We start from the raw sequence: 18,214 nt of genomic DNA on the forward strand, positions 1-18,214 counted from the left end.
TTCCGCGATGGGTGAGATGCTCCGAACATGCTCGAGACCTCGGCCCGGCTCCTCCAGCTCCTGTCCCTGCTGCAGCTGCGGCGCGACTGGACCAGCGGAGACCTCGCCGAGCGGCTCGGGGTGAGCACCCGCACCGTGCGCACCGACGTCGGCAAGCTGCGCTCGCTCGGCTACCCCGTCGAGGCCCGGCCCGGGGTCGCCGGCGGGTACCGGCTCGCCGCCGGGTCGGCGATGCCGCCGCTGGTGCTGGACGACGACGAGGCGGTGGCGGTCGCGATCGGGCTCACCGCGGCCGCGCACGGGCCGCTCGGCGAGGGGGAGACCGCCCTCACCGCGCTCGCGAAGGTCGAGCAGGTGATGCCCGCGCACCTGCGGCGGCGCGTCGAGGCCGTCCGGGAGGCGACGAGCGTCGTGCCGGACGGGGACCCAGCGCCCGACCTGGAGGTGCTCGGTGGTGTCGCCGCCGCGATCCGGGCCGGCGAACGGCTCCGGTTCCGCTACACCACCCACGACGGTTCCGAGTCGTCCCGGCACACGGAACCGCACCGCCTGGTGCGCTGGGGGTCGCGCTGGTACCTGCTGGCCTGGGACCTCGACCGCCTGGACTGGCGCGTCTTCCGTGCCGACCGGATCGCGCTGCGCCCGCCCACCGGGTCGCGGTTCCGGCCGCGCGTCATCCCCGAGGACGTGGTGCTGCGGCACGTCGTGGCGCGGGTGGGCCGGGCGACGTGGCGCTACCGGGCCAGGATCCTCGTGCACGCATCGGCCGCGGAGGTCGTCGCGAAGGTCGGCTCCCCGCTCGAGGTGGAGGAGACCGGGCCGTCCAGCTGCCGGGTCGAGGTCGGCAGCGACGACCCCGACCGGCTCGCCCTGTGGATCACACAGCTCGGGATGGACGTCGAGGTGCTCGAGGGGGACGAGCTGGCCGCGGCGTTCGGCCGGCTCGCGGACCGGTTCAGGCGGGCTGCGCGGGTGCGGCCGTCGCGGTGACGGCGGCCTCCAGCGATCCCTCGGCGACGCGCACGTGCACCGCGTCGCCGGTCGCGACGTCGCGGGCCGCGCGCACCACGTGCCCGTCCCCGCGCTGCACGACGGCGTACCCGCGCTCGAGCGTGGCCTGCGGCGAGAGCGCGCGGACCTGGGCCTCGAGCCGCCCGACCTCGCCCGCGGCGCGCAGCAGCGCGGCGTCCAGCCGGTGGCGGGCGTGCCGCACGAGCTGGGCGATCTCGCGCTCGCGGAGGTCGACCGTCGTCTGGGGCCGGGCCAGCACCGGCCGCGACCGCAGCGCGTCGAGGCCGTGCTGCTCCCGCTCCACCCGGGCCGAGACCGTGGCGCGCATCCGCCGGCGCGCCTGGTCGAGGCGCAGCCGCTCCTCGGCGACGTCGGGCACGACCTGCTTCGCGGCGTCCGTCGGGGTCGACGCGCGGTGGTCGGCGACGAGGTCCAGCAGCGGGGTGTCGGTCTCGTGCCCGATGGCGCTGACCAGCGGCGTCGTGCAGGCTGCGGCCGCCCGCACCAGGGCCTCGTTGCTGAACGGCAGCAGGTCCTCCACCGAGCCGCCGCCGCGCGCCACGACGATCACCTCGACCTCCGGCCGGGCGTCGAGATCGGCGATCGCGCCGCTCACCTCGCGCACGGCGTCGACGCCCTGCACCGCGACCTCGCGGATCTCGAACCGCACCTGCGGCCAGCGGGCGCGCGCGTTCACGACGACGTCGTGCTCGGCCTTCGACTCGCGCCCGCAGACGAGGCCCACGACGGCGGGCAGGAACGGCAGAGGGCGCTTGCGGTCGAGGTCGAACAGGCCCTCGGCCGCGAGCACGCGGCGGAGCTGGTCGATGCGTGCGAGCAGCTCGCCGACGCCCACCTGGCGCACCGCCGTCGCGCGCATCGACAGGCGACCGGTCTTGACCCAGAACTCGGGCTTGGCCTGCACCACGACGTGGTCGCCCACCTCGGGCTTGTGGTGGAGACCCTCGTAGATCCGCGACAGCAGGTGCACGGGCAGCGAGGCCTCGGCGTCGGTGTCGCGCAGCGTGACGAACTGCATCCCCGCCCGGGGGCGGTAGGTGTGCTCCACGACCTGGCCCTCGACCCAGACCGACGACATCCTCGCGACGTAGTCCCGGATCTTCGCGGACAGCAGCCGCACCGGCCACGGGCGCTCCGCGGTCGTGTCGCGGGCGAGCTCGGGCAGGGGCTGCGGCTGGGCTGTGGTCCGGGATTCCGGCTGGGACGTGTCCGACACGCCGTCCAGCATGCCCCACGCCCCCGACGAGCTCCTCGGACGGCCGTCAGGCGCCCGTCACAGGACGTCCACACCCGCCCACCTAGACTGGCCGCGTGACTGTGACCAGCCCGGCCCCCGCCACCCCGACGACCACCAAGCGCGTGCTCCTCGCCGCGCCCCGCGGCTACTGCGCGGGGGTGGACCGTGCGGTGGTCGCGGTGGAGAAGGCGCTCGAGACGTACGGCGCGCCCGTGTACGTGCGCAAGGAGATCGTGCACAACAAGCACGTGGTCGAGACGCTGCGCGACCGCGGCGCGATCTTCGTCAACGAGACGGACGAGGTGCCCGAGGGCGCGCGGCTCGTCTTCTCCGCGCACGGCGTCTCGCCCGCGGTCCGCGCGTCCGCCGCGGCCCGCAGCCTCGACACCATCGACGCCACCTGCCCGCTGGTGACGAAGGTGCACAAGGAGGCCGTCCGGTTCGCCAAGGACGACTACGACATCCTCCTCATCGGCCACACCGGCCACGAGGAGGTCGAGGGCACCGCCGGCGAGGCGCCCGACCACGTGCAGGTCGTCAACTCCCCGGACGAGGTCGACCAGGTGCAGGTCCGCGACCCGCACAAGGTCGTCTGGATCTCGCAGACCACCCTGTCCGTGGACGAGACGATGGAGACCGTGCGCCGCCTGCGCGACCGGTTCCCCGAGATGCAGGACCCGCCCAGCGACGACATCTGCTACGCCACGCAGAACCGCCAGGTCGCGGTGAAGAAGCTGGCCCCGGAGTGCGACGTCGTCGTCGTCGTGGGCTCCGCGAACTCGTCGAACTCGGTGCGGCTGGTCGAGGTGGCGCTGCAGGCCGGCGCCCGCACCGCGTACCGGGTGGACCGCGCGACCGAGATCGAGGACGCCTGGCTCGACGGCGCGACGACGGTGGGCGTCACGTCCGGCGCGTCGGTGCCGGAGATCCTCGTGCAGGACGTCATCGCGCACCTGGACAGCCACGGCTTCGGCGCGGTCGAGGAGGTCCGCACCGCCACCGAGGACCTGATGTTCTCCCTGCCGCGCGAGCTGGCGCGCGGCCTCAAGGCCGCGGGCCACGAGGAGAAGCGCCCCCGTCGCGGCGCGCGGACCGCGCTGCCCGTCGAGCCGGCCTGACGCCGCCGGTCGCGCGGCTCAGCCGGCGGCCGACTCGCCCTTCTCCTCGGCCCCGGCCGCGCGCTCGAGGTCGCGCTGCGCGGCGTCGACGAGCGACTCGACCGAGTCGTCGCGGTCCCCGTCCGCGGTCAGGGTGCCGAGGTCGACGACCAGGCCCTCCTCGACCGCCAGCAGCTCGGGCTTGGTGACCGCGCGGGTCGTGTCCTCGACCGCCTTGAGCGGCTCGATGGCCTGGCCCGCGTCCACGACCTTGAGCTCGACCATCCGCCGCGCCTGCGGCAGCACGCGGGTCTCCAGCGACCCGACGAACGAGTTGTAGTGCTTGGTCGCGGCGGTCATCGACTGACCGAGCTTGGTGATGCTCTTGGTCATCGTGACGATGCGCGCGTAGAGCTCCTTGCCGGTCTGCAGCACCTTCTGCGCGTCCTCGGCGATGGCGTCCTGCTGCCACGCGTACGCCACGGTGCGCAGCATGGCGACGAGCGTCATCGGGGTGGCGACGAGCACCCGCTTGCGGATCGCCGTCTCGAGCAGGTCGGGCTGGCGCTCGACCGCCGCCGCCAGGATGGGCTCGGCCGGGACGAACAGCACCACGAACTCGGGCGCCGCGTCGAACTGCGCCCAGTAGGCCTTGCCCGCCAGCACGTCCACGTGCTTGGCGAGGTCCTTGGCGTGGGCGTCGAGCTCCTTGTCGCCGTCGGCGGGGCTCTCCGCCTGCTGGGCGCGCAGGTACGCGCTGAGCGGCACCTTGGCGTCGACCACGATGTTCTTGCCACCCGCCAGGCTGACGACCAGGTCGGGGATCAGGGTGTCGCCCTCGGCCGTCGTGCGGTGCACCTGCGCCTCGAAGTCGACGTGGTCCACCATCCCGGCGGCCTCGACCACGCGCTTCAGCTGGAGCTCGCCCCACACGCCGCGCGTCTGGTTGGACCGCAGCGCCGAGACGAGGTCGCTGGTGCCGACGCGCAGCTGCGAGTTGACCGTCTCGAGCTGGCGCAGCTGCTCCGTGAGGGCCGTGTGTCCCTGGAGGCGCGCCTGCTCGGCGGTGTCGACGCGGGCATTGACCTTGTCGAGGGTCTTGCTCATCGGGTCGAGCAGCGCGCGGATCGCCTGCTCACGCTGCGCGAGCGTCTCGTCGTTCTTCTGCGTGCTGCGCCGCAGCCGCTCGTCCGCGAGGTCGAGGAACTGCTTCTGGTTCGCCGTGAGGACGTCGTTGGCCAGCGCGCGGAACCGCTGTGCCGCGGCCTCCTGGTCGCCCTTGGCCTCGGCGAGCTGCTCCTCGAGGTGCTCGCGCACCTGGGTGAGCAGCCGGTCGGCCTGCTCGCGCGCCTCCGTCACGCGCCGGTCCGCCTCCTCGCGGGACTGCGCGCGCTGCTCCGCCAGCCGGCGCTCGCTCTCCTGCGTCGCCTGCCCGAGGCGGCTGCGCAGCTCGGCGGCGTCGCGCCGCAGGACCTCGAGCTCGCCGTGCTCCTGGACCCGCTGGAGCTCGTCGGACCGGCCCGCCCTCGGGGCGCGGGTCGCGTGCCCCAGCCACCCCACCAGCACTCCTACGCCCAGGGCGCCGAGGATGAGGATCACTGCGAGGCTCGTCGTCATGCGCCACACGGTGTCATGGGGCACCGACACGTCCCAGCCCCCACGCGGCGCTCCGCGCACTACGGTTGACCCGTGAGCGACCAGACCGGGCCGCCGCCCGCCGCCCCCGCCCCCGTCCCTCCGCCCGACCTCGCCGCCGCCCTGAGCCTGCGCGGCCTGTGGAAGCGGTTCGGCCAGAAGATCGCCGTCGCCGGCGTGGACCTCGACGTCCCGACCGGCTCGTTCTTCGGCCTCGTCGGCCCCAACGGCGCGGGCAAGACGACGTCCCTGTCGATGGCGACCGGCCTGCTGCGGCCCGACTTCGGCACCGTGCACGTCCACGGCACGGACCTGTGGGCCCGGCCCGAGGAGGCGAAGGCCGCGCTCGGCGTGCTGCCGGACGGCGTGCGGCTGTTCGACCGGCTCACCGGCGCGCAGCTCCTCACCTACGCGGGCCTGCTGCGCGGGCTGGACCGGGCCACGGTCGCGGAGCGCACCGAGGACCTGCTGCAGGCGATGGACCTCGTCGGCGACCGCGACACGTTCGTCGTCGACTACTCCGCCGGCATGACGAAGAAGATCGGCCTGGCGTCGGCGATGATCCACGCGCCGCGCGTGCTCGTGCTGGACGAGCCGTTCGAAGCGGTCGACCCCGTCAGCGCCGCGAACATCCGCGACATCCTGCACGGGTACGTGGCCGACGGCGGCACGGTCGTCGTGTCGAGCCACGTCATGGACCTGGTGCAGCGGATGTGCTCGCACGTGGCGGTCATCGCCGGCGGGCACGTGCTCGCGGCCGGCACCGTCGCCGACGTGCGCGGGGAGCAGAGCCTCGAGGACCGCTTCGTCGACCTCGTCGGCGGCCGTCGGGAGTCGGAGGGACTGGCGTGGTTGCGCAGCTCGTCCGCCTCAAGCTGACCCTCCTGGCCAACACGTTCCGCCGGAGCGTGTGGCAGACGATCGGGCTGGTGATCGGGTCCCTGTACGGGCTCGGCGTGCTGGTCCTGGTGGTGGCCGCCGCCGTGGCCGGAGGCACCGCGGACCCGGTCGTCACGGGCCACGTCCTCACCCTGGCGGGCGCGCTCGTGGTCCTCGCGTGGTGGGTCGTGCCCGTCTTCGCGTTCGGGGTCGACGCGACCCTCGACCCGCGGCGCTTCGTCACCTTCGCCATCCCGCGGCGCACGCTGCTGGCCGGGCTCGCGCTGGCGGGGCTCGTGTCGATCCCCGCGGCGGTCACGACGCTCGGCGCGCTGGGCGTCTCCTTCGCCTGGTGGCGGCAGCCGGCCGCGCTCGTCGCGGCGCTGGTCGGCGGCGTCCTCGCCACCGCGCTGTGCGTCGTGGGCTCCCGGGCGGCGACGACCGCCCTCGCGCCGCTGCTCGACTCGCGGCGGTACCGCGAGGTGCTGGCGATCGTCGCCGTGGTGCCGCTCCTGCTGATCGGGCCCGCGGTCGGCTGGCTGGCGGACGGCGTCGAGGTGACCGTGGACGGGGCCGGCGCGGACGCGCTGGGGGCGGCGATCGCGCCGCTGGCCGGCGTCGTGGGCTGGACGCCGCTGGGGGCGCCGTGGGCCCTGGCCTCGGCGGTCCACGACGGCGCGTGGGCCCTCCTCGTGGCCCGGGTCGCGATCTGCCTGGCCACGCTCGCCCTCGCCTGGGTCGTGTGGGACCGGGCGCTCGCCCGCGAGCTCGTGACGCCGCACGGCGGCGGCTCGTCGGCCACGGCGGCCAAGGGTCTCGGCTGGTTCGGCCGGCTGCCCGCCACGCCGCTGGGGGCGGTCGCCGCGCGGACCGCGACCTACTGGGTGCGCGACCCCCGGTACGCCGCGTCGATCGCGATGGTGCCGCTGCTGCCGCTGGTGCTGCTCGCCGTCGGGACGACGAACGGCGCGGGCGGGGTGATCCTGCTCCTCATGGCGCCCCTGGCGGCGTGGCTGCTCGGCTTCGGCATCTCGAACGACGTCGGCTACGACAACACCGCGTTCGCGCTGCACGTCGCGACCGGCGTCCGGGGGAGGACCGACCGGTGGGGCCGCGTGCTGCCCGTGCTGGTGGCGGGGCTGCCCCTGTGCGTCGCGTTCGCCGTGGTCGGGTGCGCCGTCGCCGGCCGCTGGGACGCGCTGCCCGCCATGCTCGGCCTCACGGCCGGCACGCTGGGCGCGTCGCTCGGGATCTCGAGCGCCGTGTCCGCGCGGCTCGTCTACCCCGTGCCGAAGCCGGGGGAGAGCCCGTTCAAGTCGCCGCAGGGCGCCACGATGGCGACGATGCTCGCCCAGATGGCGACGATGGGGATCATCCTCGCGGTGAGCGTGCCCACGCTCGCGCTCGCCCTGCCCGCGATCCTGCTGCCCCAGGCGGCCCTCGGCTGGGCGGCGCTCGGCGTCGGGCTCGTCACCGGCGTGCTCGTGCTGCTGCTGGGCGTGCGCTGGGGCGCCCGGACCTACGACCGCCGCCTCCCCGAGCTGCTGCAGCAGGTGATGGCCTTCGGGTGACGTCCCGGCGGGCTCGCGCGGGGCTTCGTGACGAGGCGGTCATGGGGAGCTCAAGGGACCCTTTGCGACAATGGGACGCGTGACCTCCGAGAACCTCGAGCACCTGCCCCTGCCTGACGGCTGGACGACGTCGGCCCCCGACCTGGCCGACCTGCCTCGCCTCGGCGAGCTGCGCGGGGCCGTCGCCGCCCCGTTCACGGGCTCGTCGGTCGTGAACCAGGACGCGCTCGCCGCGGAGGTGGCGGGCCCGGTGTCGTGGACGCGCCGCCAGGTCGTGGCGCGCGACCCCGAGGGTGTGGTCCAGGGCTGGGCGTGGGCGCACGACCGTGCCGCGGGCCGCGTCGTCGTGGGGGTCGACGTCGACCGCGCGACCCCGGCGGCCGACGACCTGGCGGCCGCGGGCTACGCCTGGGCGGCGCGACAGGGGAGGGAGCTCGCGGCGCAGCGCGGGGTGCACCGCACCCAGCTCGACGCCGGCGCGTTCGCGGGCGACACGACCCAGCAGGGCTGGCTCGCCGCCGCCGGGTACGCCAAGGCCCGCTCGTGGCTGCAGATGTCCCGGCCCGTCGTGGCGGAGGAGGCGCACCGGGGCGTGCTGCCGGACCCGCGACCGGGCGTGACGGTGCGGCGCGTCGCGACGCACGACGACGGCATGCCCGTCGCCGAGGACCTGCAGACCGTGCACCGGGTGCTCGAGAGCGCGTTCGAGGACCACTTCAACTCCTACCGGGAGAGCTTCGGCGAGTTCCTGGTGCGGCTGCGCTCGGACCCCGGGCACCGGTGGGACCACTGGTGGCTGGCGTTCGTCTCCGACCCCCAGCGGCCCGACGCGCCGCCCGAGCCGATGGGCGCCCTCGTGGGCGCCGTCCTGCCGTCGGGCCCGTCGGGCAAGGAGGGCAGCTACATCGAGTACCTGGGCGCCGACCGGCGAGCCCGCGGGCGTGGCGTGGCGACGGCGCTGCTGTTCGCCGTCGTCCGTGACGCGGCGGCGCGGGGCCGCGACCGCGTGGGGCTCGAGGTCGACGCCGACAGCCCGACCGGCGCCGCGTCGCTGTACGAGAGCTGGGGCTGGCGCACGTCCTACGTCACCGAGTCCTGGCACCAGGACGTCGACGTCTGAGTGTCGGTGCCCGGACCTACGGTCGTCGCATGGTCAGCGCTGAGGCACGGTTCGGGCCGGACGACGAGCTCCGGGGAGCCCGGTTCGTCGAGGCCGACATGACGGGCTCGACGTTCCGCCTCGTGCAGCTCGACGGCGTGCGGTTCGACCAGAGCTTCATGCCCGGAGCCGTCATGCGCGGCGTCGACCTCACGGACGCCGACCTCGACGGCGAGATCACCGGGCTGCGGGTCAACGGCGTCGACGTCGCGCCCCTGATCGAGGCGGAGCTGAACCGGCGGTACCCGGGGCGCGAGCAGGCCCGGTCGGCGGACCTCGCCGAGCAGCGCGCGTCGCTGGACGCGGCGCTGCGCGCCTGGGACGCGCACCTCGCGCGGGCGGCGGCGCTGGCGCCCGGCGCGGTCGACGAGCCGGTCGACGGCGAGTGGTCGACGGCGCAGACGCTGCGGCACCTCGTGTTCGCCATGGACGGCTGGATCCGGTACGGGCTGCGGGGAATCGACGACCCGTTCTGGTACGCCGGGCTGCCGTTCACCGAGTACGAGCCGGAGGTGGCGGCCCTCGGGGTGGACCTGGCGGCGGCGCCGTCGCTGGAGGAGACCCTGGCGGCGCACGCGGACCGCATCGCCGAGGTGTACGCGACCTACGACGACCTCGCCGGCACGGACGTCACGGTCGACGCCCCGCGGCTCCCGCCGTGGGCGCCGGAGGGGTTCACGCGCGCGGTGCACCAGAGCCTCGGCGTCGTCGCCCGGGAGCACTGGGCACACCTGCAGTTCGTCGAGCGGGACCTCACGACCCTCGAGGAGCGTGCCCGGGCGGCCCGCTGACCCCCGCCACGTAGACTCTCCCGACGTGGCACTCACCATCGGCATCGTCGGCCTGCCCAACGTCGGCAAGTCCACGCTCTTCAACGCCCTGACCCGCAACCAGGTGCTCGCGGCGAACTACCCGTTCGCGACGATCGAGCCCAACGTCGGCGTGGTCCCGCTCCCGGACCCGCGGCTGGACAAGCTCGCGGAGATCTTCGGCAGCGAGCGGATCCTGCCCGCGACGGTGTCGTTCGTCGACATCGCGGGCATCGTCAAGGGCGCCTCGGAGGGCGAGGGGCTGGGCAACAAGTTCCTCGCGAACATCCGCGAGGCGGACGCGATCTGCCAGGTCACGCGCGTGTTCGACGACGGCGACGTCGTCCGCGTCGAGGGCTCGGTGGACGCCGAGGGCGACATCGAGACCATCTCCACCGAGCTGATCCTCGCCGACCTCCAGACGCTGGAGAAGGCGCTGCCGCGGATGGAGAAGGAGGTCAAGATCAAGCGGGGCGATGCCGCGCTGTTCGCCGCCGCCACCACCGCGCAGAAGATCCTCGAGTCCGGCACGACGCTCTTCCAGGGCGCGAAGGCCGAGGGGCTCGACCTCGCCGACGTCGCGTCGCTGCAGCTGCTCACGGCCAAGCCGTTCATCTACGTGTTCAACACCGACGAGGCCGGCCTCGCCGACAAGGGCATGCAGCAGCGCCTGCGCGACCTCGTCGCCCCCGCGGACGCCGTCTTCCTCGACGCGAAGTTCGAGTCCGAGCTCGTCGAGCTCGAGGAGGACGACGCCAAGGAGATGCTCGCCGACTCCGGCCAGGAGGAGGCGGGGCTCGACCAGCTCGCGCGCGTCGGTTTCCACACGCTCGGCCTGCAGACCTACCTCACCGCCGGCCCCAAGGAGTCGCGCGCCTGGACGATCCGCAAGGGCTGGACCGCCCCGCAGGCCGCCGGCGTCATCCACACCGACTTCGAGCGCGGCTTCATCAAGGCCGAGGTCATCTCCTTCGACGACCTCGTCGAGGCGGGCTCCGTGCAGGCCGCCCGCTCCGCCGGCAAGGCGCGCGTCGAGGGCAAGGACTACGTCATGCAGGACGGCGACGTCGTGGAGTTCCGCTTCAACGTGTAGCTCGCGTCCGAGCCGCGGGGGTCGCCGCGAGCCGCGGCCGGGGGTGCCGGGTCAGACGACCCGGCGGACCTCCTGCGGCCATCCGCACGCCTCGGCGACCCTGCCGGCCCATTCCCAGGCGGTGTCGTCGTCCGCGACGTCGATGATCGTCAGGCCGCCGATGCGCTGCTCCGTCGGGGCGTACGGCCCTGCGGTGATCACGGGCGTGCCGCTGGTGGCGTCGGCGGTGGCGGCGGCGTCGTCGTCCTCGTCCACGCCGGCCGCGAACACGAGGACGCCGGCGTCCCTCATGTCGTTCACGACGGCGTTGGCGAGCGGCCCGCGCTCGGCGAACCACTCGGGGTCGTGGTCGCCCACCCACTGCTGGTTGAAGTAGATGAGGTAGTGGCTCATCGTCGCTCGTCCCGTCGCCGTCGTCGGACACCTGGGCAGGACGCTACTCCGACCGCCCTCGTCCGGCGACAGGCCCCGCGGCCCGCTCGTCGGTCGTCTCCGGTGACGGCGGGAGGCGCGGGTAGCCCGCGACCGGGTAGACGCCGACGGCGAACCCGTGCACCACGTCGCCGCGGCGGGGGAGGGCGTCGAACTCCTCCACGAGCGCCGCCATGCGCTGCCAGAACTCCTGCTTCTGCGCCTCGTCGATCCGCGCGTGCCGCAGGAAGCCCCACAGCTGTCCTTCGAGGTACGCGGGCTCGGACTCGTGCGCGGCGACCTCGAGGTCGTTGAAGTCCAGCGGTCGGTCGCCGTCGTCGCGGGCCCCCTCGGCGGTGCTCCCGAGAGCGACGTGGAACAGCCGGGCGGTCCGGCCGTAGAAGGCCTCCTCGACGGCGCGGACCCGGCGCGTCCGGACCACCCGCAGCAGGCCGGCGTCGACGAGCACCTTCACGTGGTGGGCGACCGTGCTCTTGGGGCGGCCGACGGCGCCGGCGAGCTCGGTGACGCTCGCCGCGCGTTCGTGGAGCAGCCCGAGGATCGTGGTGCGGAGCGGGTTGCCGAGGGCCCGGACCTGGTCGGGGCCGGTCAGGGCGATCCGGTCCTCGAGCTCGTAGTCGGGGGTCTTGCCGTCCATGGTCGACGATACTAACGTTCTGGAACGTTCGAAGTTTCTGGATCGTGCCTGCCGGATCCTCGAGGAGGGGCCATGGCCGAGATCGTCCTGTTCCACCATTCCCAGGGGCTGACGCCGGGAGTCCGGGCGTTCGCCGACGAGCTCGCGGCTGCGGGTCACGTCGTGCACGTGCCCGACCTCTTCGACGGCCGGACCTTCGACGACGTCGAGACGGGCGTCGCCCACGCCCAGGAGCTCGGGTTCGACACGGTGATGGCCCGAGGCGTCGCCGCCGCGGAGGCGCTCCCCGCGGAGCTCGTGTACGCGGGCTTCTCGATGGGAGTCATGCCGGCGCAGCGGCTCGCCCAGACGCGGCCGGGCGCCGTCGGCGCGCTCTTCGTCGACGCGTGCCTCCCGGTCGAGGAGTTCGGGGCCTGGCCGGAAGGCCTACCGGTCCAGGTGCACGGCGGCGTGGACGACGAGTGGTTCGCGGAGGACCTGGAGTCCGCCCGCGCGCTGGCGAGCTCCGTGCCGACGGCCGAGCTCTTCCTCTACTCGGGCACGGCGCACCTGTTCGCCGACTCCTCGACGAGGGGGCACGACCCCGCGGCGGCCGCGCTGCTGCGCGAGCGCGCCCTGGCGTTCCTCGGCTCGCTGGTCTGAGGCGTCGACCGCCGGCTCAGCCGTCGCCGACGGCGACCTGCCGGTCCGCGGCCCGCTCGAGGACGAAGTAGTAGAGCGCGCCGTCGTCGGCGGCGTCGCGTCCCGTCATCACGCCGAGGACGGCGTCGTCCGACAGGCGGGTGAAGTGGTCGATCACGGGCTGCCCGTCGTAGACCATCGACGCCGTGACGACGCCGTCGTGCTCCACCGTGCGCAGCGTGGCGCCGCCGCGGGCGAGGTGCGCGTCGGCGACGAGGGAGCCGTCCGGCGTCTCGCAGACGAGGGGGGACACGTCGTCGTCGGCGCGGAAGAGCTTCCCGTACCAGCCGGTGCGGGTCAGCAGGCGCTGGGTGCGGTGCTCCGTGCTCACCCCGAAGCCGTGCCACAGCCCGCGCAGCTCGTGGGTCCGCACGGGCGGCAGCGAGCGCCACAGCGCGGGGAGGTCGGCCGCCGGGACCCGCCCGTCCCGGAGCAGGTCCACCAGGGTGACCGGGACGGCCGGTGCGACCGGTGCGGGGAAGGTCGCCGCGTCGTCGTCCATCAGCAGCACCGGCTTGATCGTGCGACCCGCGCGGAGGTCGTCGATCGCCGACCCGACCCGGTCGAACGGGTAGCCACGCACGAGCCGCTCGACCGGCAGGCGCCCGGCGCGCCACAGCGCGACGAGCAGCGGGACGTCCCGGGCCACGACCGCGTCTCCCTCGATGACGCCGGTGAGCGTGCGCCCCCACAGCACCTGCGTCTGCGACACCGTGACCCGGTTCGGCCCGGCGTGCAGCGCCACGGTGGCGCACACCCCGCGCGGGGCGAGGGCGGCGAGCGCGAGGTCGGTCGTCTCCTGCCGCCCGACCGTGTCGAGCACGTGCGTGGCCGCGAGCCTGCGGGCCGGCACGACCTCCGGGGCGAAGGCGTCGCTCGCGCCGAGCTCGAGCGCCAGGGCGCGCCGGTCGGGGTCGGGGTCGCTGACCACGACGCGCCCCGCGCCGCGGTGCCGCGCCGCCATGACGCCGGCGAGCCCGGTCGTGCCGGCGCCGACGACGAGGAGCGTGTCGTCCGGGCCGGGGGCCAGCACGCGCAGGACCGTCCCGGCTCCGGTGAGGATCCCGCAGCCGAGCGGGGCCGCGACCGCCCAGGGCACGTCGTCGTCGATGCGCACCGCGTTGCTGGCGCGCGCCAGCGCGTGCGTCGCCCAGGAGGACTGGGCCATCCACCCGGTCGTCGCCGCGGCGCCGTCGGCCCGGGCGCGCGACCGCGAGCGGTAGTTGAGGTCGGCGAAGTCGTCGCAGTAGGCGGGGTGGCCGTCGACACAGGTCGGGCACCGTCCGCACGCGTCGAAGCTGAGCACGACGTGGTCGCCCGGCCGGAGCGACCCGACGCCCGGCCCGACGGACTCGACGACCCCCGCGCCCTCGTGCCCGAAGACCGCGGGGAACCGGTCGCCGGCGCCGCCCGCCATGCCGAAGAGGTCCGTGGGGCAGACGCCGGACGCGTGGACGCGGACCAGGACCTCGCCGTCGCCCGGAGCGTCCAGCGCGACGTCCGCGAGCGTCGCGGGCCCGCCGGCCTCGCGGACGAGGGCCGCCCTCGCTGCTGTCGTCGCCACCGTGCCGGGCAGGTCGGCCAGTGCGGGCAGGTCGGGCATCAGGGGCTCCCTCACGTCGTCGTCCGTCGTCGTGCCCGAGTGTGGCAGCGTGCCCGCCGGAAGTCACGGATCTTGTGAATGGCGATTCACACGTCGCGGCGGTCCTGCGGCGTGGATACTGGGGCGATGACCCTGTACGACGACGTCGGGGGCTTCGACGTCCTGCTGGCGGTGTGCCGCCGCTGGAACGCGCTGTGCCTGGCCGACCCCGTGGCGGCGCACCCCTTCTCGCACGGCACGCTGCACCCGCAGCACGACGAGCGCCTCGCCGCGTACCTGGCCGAGACGCTCGGCGGTCCGCGCCTGTACACCGGCGGCTACGGGGACGAGTCGACGGTGCAGCGCATGCACGCGGGCAACGGGGAGCACGCGGAGCTCGACGAGGTGTGCCCCGGGCTGTTCCGCCGGGCGCTGGACGACGTCGGCGTCGCGGCGCCCGCAGCCGCGAGGCTGGGCGACTTCTTCGAGCGGCAGACCGTCGCGATGCGCGCCTACGGAGGCAGCCGAGACGACGTGCCGGCGGGACTGCCCCTCCCGCGGGCGTGACCGCTCCCGGCTGCGGCGGGCCTACGATCGCCGGGTGCCGACGATCGTGCTGACCACCGAGATCCCGGCGTCCCCGGAGGCGTGCTTCGCGGCGAGCCTGTCGGTGGACGCGCACACGGCGTCGATGCGCCGCTCGGGGGAGCGGGCGGTGGCGGGCGTGACGTCGGGAGTGATGGGACCCGGCGACACGGTGACGTGGCGCGCGCGCCACTTCGGCGTCCCGTTCCGCATGACGTCGCGCATCAGCGCCCACGACGCGCCGCACTGGTTCGTCGACGAGCAGGTGGCCGGGCCGTTCCGCCGCTGGTGGCACGAGCACCGGTTCGAGGCGGCGCCCGGTGGCACCCGGATGACGGACACGGTGGAGTTCGCCGCTCCGGCGGGGCCGTTGGGGAGGCTGGTGGAGCGGCTGGTGCTCACCCGGTACATGACGCGCCTGCTGCGCACCCGCAACGCGTGGCTCGTGTCGGCGCTCGCGCCACGCGCCTGACCAGGGCGGACGGAGAGCGTGCGGCACACCACACGCGCTCGACCAGGTGATGTCCAGCCGGGCTGCTTACCCTGTGCGCGATGTTGCCCCAGGCTCCCACCGCGCCCGCGCGCGCCCTCGACGCCTCGCGCGCCGGTACCCGGGCGGTGCGCGACCGGCGGTCGGAGGAGCCGCTCGGCGGCCTGACGTCGGCTCCCGCCCTCCTCGCGGGGCTGGTCGTGGTGACGCTCCTGGCGGCCGGCCCGTTCCGGGGGGTCGACGAGGACGCGCACGGGTACTGGGCCAGGGCGCTGACGCCGGGGCTGCAGCCTTTCATCCAGCACGTGCTCGACCCGATCGCCGGGCAGGCGGTGTGCCTGCCGGTGCTGCTGGCCGTCGCGGTCACCCTCTCGTGGCGGCACCGCACGTGGCGTCCGCTGTGGTGCGCGGCCATGGCCGAGCTGGCGTTCTACGGGGGAGTGGGGCTGCTCAAGGTGGTGCTCGCGCGGCCGGCGCCCACGACGGACGACGCCGACCTGTTCGAGGGCGGGCTGCGTCAGCTCGGCTGGAGCGGCATCAGCTTCCCGTCGGGCCACACCGCCGAGGCGGTGCTGATCTACGGCACCGCCGTCTACCTCGTCGGGCGCTGGACGACCGTGTCGTCGCGCACGATGACGACGCTGCGGCTCGGCGTCGGGCTGGTCGCGCTCAACGCGGTCGCCGTGTCCTACTACCTCGGCTGGCACTGGATCAGCGACCTGGTGGGCGGGCTGCTCGTCGGCGGTCTGCTGCTGCGCCTGCTGGTCGAGGCGGACCGGCGTGGCTGGTGGCTGCGCCCCCGGCGCGCCGTCGTCCCCCGGCACCTCTGAGCGCCGCTCCTGCGTCCGCCCGCGACGGTCAGACCACGACCGCGGCGCCGGCCAGCGCCAGGTAGATCCCGCCGGCGGCGCGGCCCAGCCGGCGCTGGGCGCGCTCCGACGCGCGCAGCCGCCACGACATCCGGTCGGCGAGCAGGGCGTACGTGGAGTCCACCAGGGCGGCGAGGCCGACGAAGAGCCCTCCGAGGAGCGCCAGCTGCGGCGCGACGGCGCCGCGCGCCGGGTCGGCGAACTGCGGGAGGAAGGCCAGGAAGAACAGGGCGGTCTTGGGGTTGAGGACGTCCACGAGGACGCCGTCCGCGAAGAGCCGCCAGCGGCGCGGCGACGCCGGTGCGGCGTCCTCGCCGGTGTCGTCTCCCGGGGACGTGGCGCGCGCCCGGGCCGCGCGCAGCTCGCGGACCCCGAGCCACACCAGGTAGGCGGCGCCGGTCCACCGCACCGCGTCGAACAGCGCGGGCGACCGCGCCAGCAGGGCCGCCAGCCCCGCCGCGGTGGCCGCCACGTGCAGCGCTGCGCCGGTCTCCAGGCCCGCCATCGACCACAGCCCGGCGCGTCGTCCGTGGGCGGTGGTGCGCGCCACGACGTACACGACGGACGGGCCGGGGACGGCGAGCATCGCGAGGGACGCGGCGAGGAAGCCGAGCAGTGCGGATCCGCTCGGCAGCAGGGTGCCCGCCGCTTCTGCGGCCTGCATCGTCGGCGTCGGTCCCGGGGTCATGGCGGGTAGGGAAGGGCGCGATGGTTGCCGCGTGACACTTTCGACGTGGGTGCAATGTGGAGCCCGGCCCGGCTCGCCCCCGGCCCTGCGCGGCACGACGATGGTGGGCATGACGCGTTGGACGGTCGTCCAGGTCACCGACCCCGCGGAGCTCGTCGCGGCGTCGCACCTGTTCGACGGCCCGGTCTCGCTCGCGGGCGCGACGGACACGCTGCGGCGCCCCGGCCACGTCGTGCTGCTAGCGCGCGCGGCCGACGGGCGCGACGTCGGGTTCGTGTCGGGGGTGGAGATGCGGCACCCTGACAAGGACGCGGAGCTGTTCCTGTACGAGCTGGGCGTCGACGCGGCGTGGCGCCGGCAGGGGGTGGCGACCGCGCTGCTCGCGGCGTTGCGGGACGCGGCCCTCGCCCGCGGCTGCCGGGCCATGTGGACCGGCACCGAGGCGGACAACGACGCGGCGCTCGCCGCCTACCGCGGGGCGGGCGCGGAGATCGACGACGGGTCCGTCTTCGTGGTCTGGGACGACCTGGCCGCGGAGTGAGGCCCGGGCGACGGCCGGGCAGCGCTCCGACGGCGAACCGTCGCGCCGTCGACCCCGGGTCCGGCGCGGCAACGGCGTGACCGGTCGGTACGGCACGATGAAAACCGTTGCCCCGCCGTGCTGCGCTCTGGAAGGGTGTCCGCCGTGAACGCACCAGCCGCCGACCTCGACGTCGCGCGCCTCCTCGCCGCCTACGACGACCAGCTGCGGACCGACGCCGAGACGCCGAGCGCCGTCGCCGTGACCCGCCTCGGTCCGCTGCGCCTCGTCACGTTCGCGGGTGGCCGCGGCTTCGTCACCTACCGCGACCTGGGCGGCGCCGACGCCGCGACCGTCCGCGGGTTCGTGGCCGCCGCCCTCGCCCACTTCCGCGACGACGCCACGGTCACGAACGCCGAGTGGAAGACCCGCGGCCACGACGTCGCACCGGGCCTGCACGAGGCGCTGGTCGACCACGGCTTCGTGCCCCAGGAACCGGAGTCGATCATGATCGGCGACGCGCGGCTCCTCGTCGCGGACGTCCCGCTGCCGGCCGGCGTCTCCCTGCGCCGCGTCACCGCCGAGGCGGACGTGCGCGCGATGTCCGCGATGGCGGACGAGGTCTTCGGCGACGACCCGGCCACGTCGGGGCACGCCGAGCAGATCCTGCGGCGGCAGGAGCGCGACCCCGAGATGGAGCTGTGGGTGGCCGAGGCGGACGGGCGGGTGATCAGCGCCGGCCGCCTCGAGCCGGTGCCCGGGACCGCGTTCGCCGGCCTGTGGGGCGGCTCGACCCGACCCGAGTGGCGGGGCCGCGGCATCTACCGCGCGCTGACCGCGGCGCGCGCCCGGTCCGCCGTCGAGCGCGGCAAGACGTACCTGCACAGCGACTCGACAGAGTTCTCCCGGCCCATCCTGGAGCGCTCCGGCCTGGTCAAGGTGTCCACCACCACGCCCTACGAGTGGCGTCGCTGAGGGGGACCCCGTGGGCCTCGAGGACGACCCGTTCGACCACCGGGTCACCAAGGACGGCAAAGTCCTGGTGAGCCGCGGCGGCCGCCCGGTCGTCACGGTCGCGGGGGCGCGCGCCGCCCGCCTGGCCGCGCTGCTCGGCCGCGACCCCGAGACCGACCAGGAGCTGCTGGCCCGCGCGACGGGCAACTACCGGCGCGGCAACGAGAAGCGCGGGCACCGCCCGTGACCGCGTCCCGCGTACCG

Annotated in this window: 20 protein-coding genes; 14 read left to right on the forward strand and 6 right to left on the reverse strand. The window is 74.9% G+C overall.

Annotated elements, in window-relative coordinates:
* Positions 1–27 precede the first annotated feature (27 nt).
* A complete protein-coding gene (locus ACFQ80_RS12390; protein ID WP_430549628.1) occupies positions 28–990 on the forward strand; it encodes a helix-turn-helix transcriptional regulator in 963 nt (320 codons plus the stop codon).
* Here the strand turns inward: ACFQ80_RS12390 and xseA are convergent.
* Complete coding sequence (gene xseA, locus ACFQ80_RS12395) at positions 956–2,260, reverse strand: exodeoxyribonuclease VII large subunit (RefSeq protein ID WP_430563860.1); 1,305 nt, start codon at positions 2,258–2,260, stop codon at positions 956–958. The genes ACFQ80_RS12390 and xseA overlap by 35 nt on opposite strands.
* Before the next feature lie 83 nt (positions 2,261–2,343).
* Between xseA and ACFQ80_RS12400 the strand changes: the two genes are divergently transcribed.
* Positions 2,344–3,387 carry a 4-hydroxy-3-methylbut-2-enyl diphosphate reductase gene (locus ACFQ80_RS12400; protein ID WP_430549630.1) on the forward strand — a complete coding sequence of 348 codons (1,044 nt, stop codon included), beginning with the start codon at positions 2,344–2,346 and terminating at the stop codon, positions 3,385–3,387.
* Between the two features lie 18 nt (positions 3,388–3,405).
* On the opposite strand, the gene rmuC is transcribed toward ACFQ80_RS12400, so the two are convergent.
* The gene (rmuC, locus tag ACFQ80_RS12405) at positions 3,406–4,983 is read right to left on the reverse strand and encodes a DNA recombination protein RmuC (RefSeq protein WP_430563861.1); all 1,578 of its coding nucleotides are present in this window, start codon (positions 4,981–4,983) and stop codon (positions 3,406–3,408) included.
* 72 nt (positions 4,984–5,055) lie between these two features.
* Here rmuC and ACFQ80_RS12410 point away from each other — a divergent pair, with 72 nt between their 5' ends.
* The 5 genes from ACFQ80_RS12410 (at position 5,056) to ychF (ending at position 10,512) form a co-directional block, all read left to right on the forward strand.
* The gene (locus ACFQ80_RS12410) at positions 5,056–5,880 is read left to right on the forward strand and encodes an ABC transporter ATP-binding protein (RefSeq protein WP_430549632.1); all 825 of its coding nucleotides are present in this window, start codon (positions 5,056–5,058) and stop codon (positions 5,878–5,880) included.
* Positions 5,850–7,451 carry a hypothetical protein gene (locus ACFQ80_RS12415; protein ID WP_430563862.1) on the forward strand — a complete coding sequence of 534 codons (1,602 nt, stop codon included), beginning with the start codon at positions 5,850–5,852 and terminating at the stop codon, positions 7,449–7,451. Before ACFQ80_RS12410 ends, ACFQ80_RS12415 begins: the two co-directional genes overlap by 31 nt.
* Positions 7,452–7,530: 79 nt before the next feature.
* Positions 7,531–8,571 (forward strand): GNAT family N-acetyltransferase, encoded by a 1,041-nt coding sequence (locus tag ACFQ80_RS12420; protein ID WP_430563863.1) that lies wholly within the window; start codon positions 7,531–7,533, stop codon positions 8,569–8,571.
* Between the two features lie 29 nt (positions 8,572–8,600).
* Positions 8,601–9,401: a DinB family protein gene (locus ACFQ80_RS12425; RefSeq protein ID WP_430563864.1), complete on the forward strand. Its 801-nt coding sequence runs from the start codon at positions 8,601–8,603 to the stop codon at positions 9,399–9,401.
* A gap of 25 nt (positions 9,402–9,426) precedes the next feature.
* The gene (gene ychF, locus ACFQ80_RS12430) at positions 9,427–10,512 is read left to right on the forward strand and encodes a redox-regulated ATPase YchF (RefSeq protein WP_430549636.1); all 1,086 of its coding nucleotides are present in this window, start codon (positions 9,427–9,429) and stop codon (positions 10,510–10,512) included.
* Positions 10,513–10,563: 51 nt separating this feature from the next.
* On the opposite strand, the gene ACFQ80_RS12435 is transcribed toward ychF, so the two are convergent.
* Positions 10,564–10,905 carry a YciI family protein gene (locus ACFQ80_RS12435; protein ID WP_430563865.1) on the reverse strand — a complete coding sequence of 114 codons (342 nt, stop codon included), beginning with the start codon at positions 10,903–10,905 and terminating at the stop codon, positions 10,564–10,566.
* 43 nt (positions 10,906–10,948) lie between these two features.
* Positions 10,949–11,581: an ArsR/SmtB family transcription factor gene (locus tag ACFQ80_RS12440; RefSeq protein WP_430549638.1), complete on the reverse strand. Its 633-nt coding sequence runs from the start codon at positions 11,579–11,581 to the stop codon at positions 10,949–10,951.
* A gap of 72 nt (positions 11,582–11,653) precedes the next feature.
* On the opposite strand from ACFQ80_RS12440, the gene ACFQ80_RS12445 reads away from it, so the two are divergent.
* Positions 11,654–12,223 (forward strand): dienelactone hydrolase family protein, encoded by a 570-nt coding sequence (locus tag ACFQ80_RS12445; RefSeq protein WP_430563866.1) that lies wholly within the window; start codon positions 11,654–11,656, stop codon positions 12,221–12,223.
* Between the two features lie 16 nt (positions 12,224–12,239).
* On the opposite strand, the gene ACFQ80_RS12450 is transcribed toward ACFQ80_RS12445, so the two are convergent.
* Positions 12,240–13,865, reverse strand: a complete 1,626-nt coding sequence (locus ACFQ80_RS12450; RefSeq protein ID WP_430563867.1) for an alcohol dehydrogenase catalytic domain-containing protein — start codon at positions 13,863–13,865, stop codon at positions 12,240–12,242.
* A 126-nt stretch (positions 13,866–13,991) separates the two neighbouring features.
* Between ACFQ80_RS12450 and ACFQ80_RS12455 the strand changes: the two genes are divergently transcribed.
* The 3 genes from ACFQ80_RS12455 (at position 13,992) to ACFQ80_RS12465 (ending at position 15,749) form a co-directional block, all read left to right on the forward strand.
* A complete protein-coding gene (locus tag ACFQ80_RS12455; protein ID WP_430563868.1) occupies positions 13,992–14,411 on the forward strand; it encodes an oxidoreductase in 420 nt (139 codons plus the stop codon).
* 34 nt (positions 14,412–14,445) lie between these two features.
* Positions 14,446–14,901: an SRPBCC family protein gene (locus ACFQ80_RS12460; RefSeq protein WP_430563869.1), complete on the forward strand. Its 456-nt coding sequence runs from the start codon at positions 14,446–14,448 to the stop codon at positions 14,899–14,901.
* A gap of 80 nt (positions 14,902–14,981) precedes the next feature.
* Positions 14,982–15,749 (forward strand): phosphatase PAP2 family protein, encoded by a 768-nt coding sequence (locus ACFQ80_RS12465; protein ID WP_430563870.1) that lies wholly within the window; start codon positions 14,982–14,984, stop codon positions 15,747–15,749.
* Between the two features lie 28 nt (positions 15,750–15,777).
* On the opposite strand, the gene ACFQ80_RS12470 is transcribed toward ACFQ80_RS12465, so the two are convergent.
* Complete coding sequence (locus ACFQ80_RS12470) at positions 15,778–16,476, reverse strand: LysE family translocator (RefSeq protein WP_430563871.1); 699 nt, start codon at positions 16,474–16,476, stop codon at positions 15,778–15,780.
* 109 nt (positions 16,477–16,585) lie between these two features.
* On the opposite strand from ACFQ80_RS12470, the gene ACFQ80_RS12475 reads away from it, so the two are divergent.
* The 3 genes from ACFQ80_RS12475 (at position 16,586) to ACFQ80_RS12485 (ending at position 18,197) form a co-directional block, all read left to right on the forward strand.
* On the forward strand, positions 16,586–17,017 hold the full coding sequence (locus tag ACFQ80_RS12475) for a GNAT family N-acetyltransferase (protein WP_430549645.1): 432 nt from the start codon (positions 16,586–16,588) through the stop codon (positions 17,015–17,017).
* Positions 17,018–17,161: 144 nt separating this feature from the next.
* Entirely contained in the window at positions 17,162–17,971 is an 810-nt protein-coding gene (locus ACFQ80_RS12480; RefSeq protein WP_430549646.1) for a GNAT family N-acetyltransferase, read from the forward strand.
* Between the two features lie 10 nt (positions 17,972–17,981).
* Positions 17,982–18,197, forward strand: coding sequence for a hypothetical protein (locus ACFQ80_RS12485; RefSeq protein ID WP_430549647.1), 216 nt, complete (start codon positions 17,982–17,984; stop codon positions 18,195–18,197).
* The last annotated feature ends 17 nt before the right edge of the window (positions 18,198–18,214 follow it).

The organism is Isoptericola sp. NPDC056578 (assembly GCF_042793275.1).
In the GTDB taxonomy this organism is placed as follows: domain Bacteria; phylum Actinomycetota; class Actinomycetes; order Actinomycetales; family Cellulomonadaceae; genus Isoptericola.

Bases quoted from the DNA above. Each gene is read 5' to 3' on its own strand.
- ACFQ80_RS12390 (WP_430549628.1), top strand. From the start codon at position 28: ATGCTCGAGACCTCGGCCCGGCTCCTCCAGCTCCTGTCCCTGCTGCAG.
- xseA (WP_430563860.1), bottom strand. From the start codon at position 2,260: ATGCTGGACGGCGTGTCGGACACGTCCCAGCCGGAATCCCGGACCACA.
- rmuC (WP_430563861.1), bottom strand. From the start codon at position 4,983: ATGACGACGAGCCTCGCAGTGATCCTCATCCTCGGCGCCCTGGGCGTA.
- ACFQ80_RS12425 (WP_430563864.1), top strand. From the start codon at position 8,601: ATGGTCAGCGCTGAGGCACGGTTCGGGCCGGACGACGAGCTCCGGGGA.
- ACFQ80_RS12435 (WP_430563865.1), bottom strand. From the start codon at position 10,905: ATGAGCCACTACCTCATCTACTTCAACCAGCAGTGGGTGGGCGACCAC.
- ACFQ80_RS12440 (WP_430549638.1), bottom strand. From the start codon at position 11,581: ATGGACGGCAAGACCCCCGACTACGAGCTCGAGGACCGGATCGCCCTG.
- ACFQ80_RS12445 (WP_430563866.1), top strand. From the start codon at position 11,654: ATGGCCGAGATCGTCCTGTTCCACCATTCCCAGGGGCTGACGCCGGGA.
- ACFQ80_RS12450 (WP_430563867.1), bottom strand. From the start codon at position 13,865: ATGCCCGACCTGCCCGCACTGGCCGACCTGCCCGGCACGGTGGCGACG.
- ACFQ80_RS12455 (WP_430563868.1), top strand. From the start codon at position 13,992: ATGACCCTGTACGACGACGTCGGGGGCTTCGACGTCCTGCTGGCGGTG.
- ACFQ80_RS12465 (WP_430563870.1), top strand. From the start codon at position 14,982: ATGTTGCCCCAGGCTCCCACCGCGCCCGCGCGCGCCCTCGACGCCTCG.
- ACFQ80_RS12470 (WP_430563871.1), bottom strand. From the start codon at position 16,476: ATGACCCCGGGACCGACGCCGACGATGCAGGCCGCAGAAGCGGCGGGC.
- ACFQ80_RS12475 (WP_430549645.1), top strand. From the start codon at position 16,586: ATGACGCGTTGGACGGTCGTCCAGGTCACCGACCCCGCGGAGCTCGTC.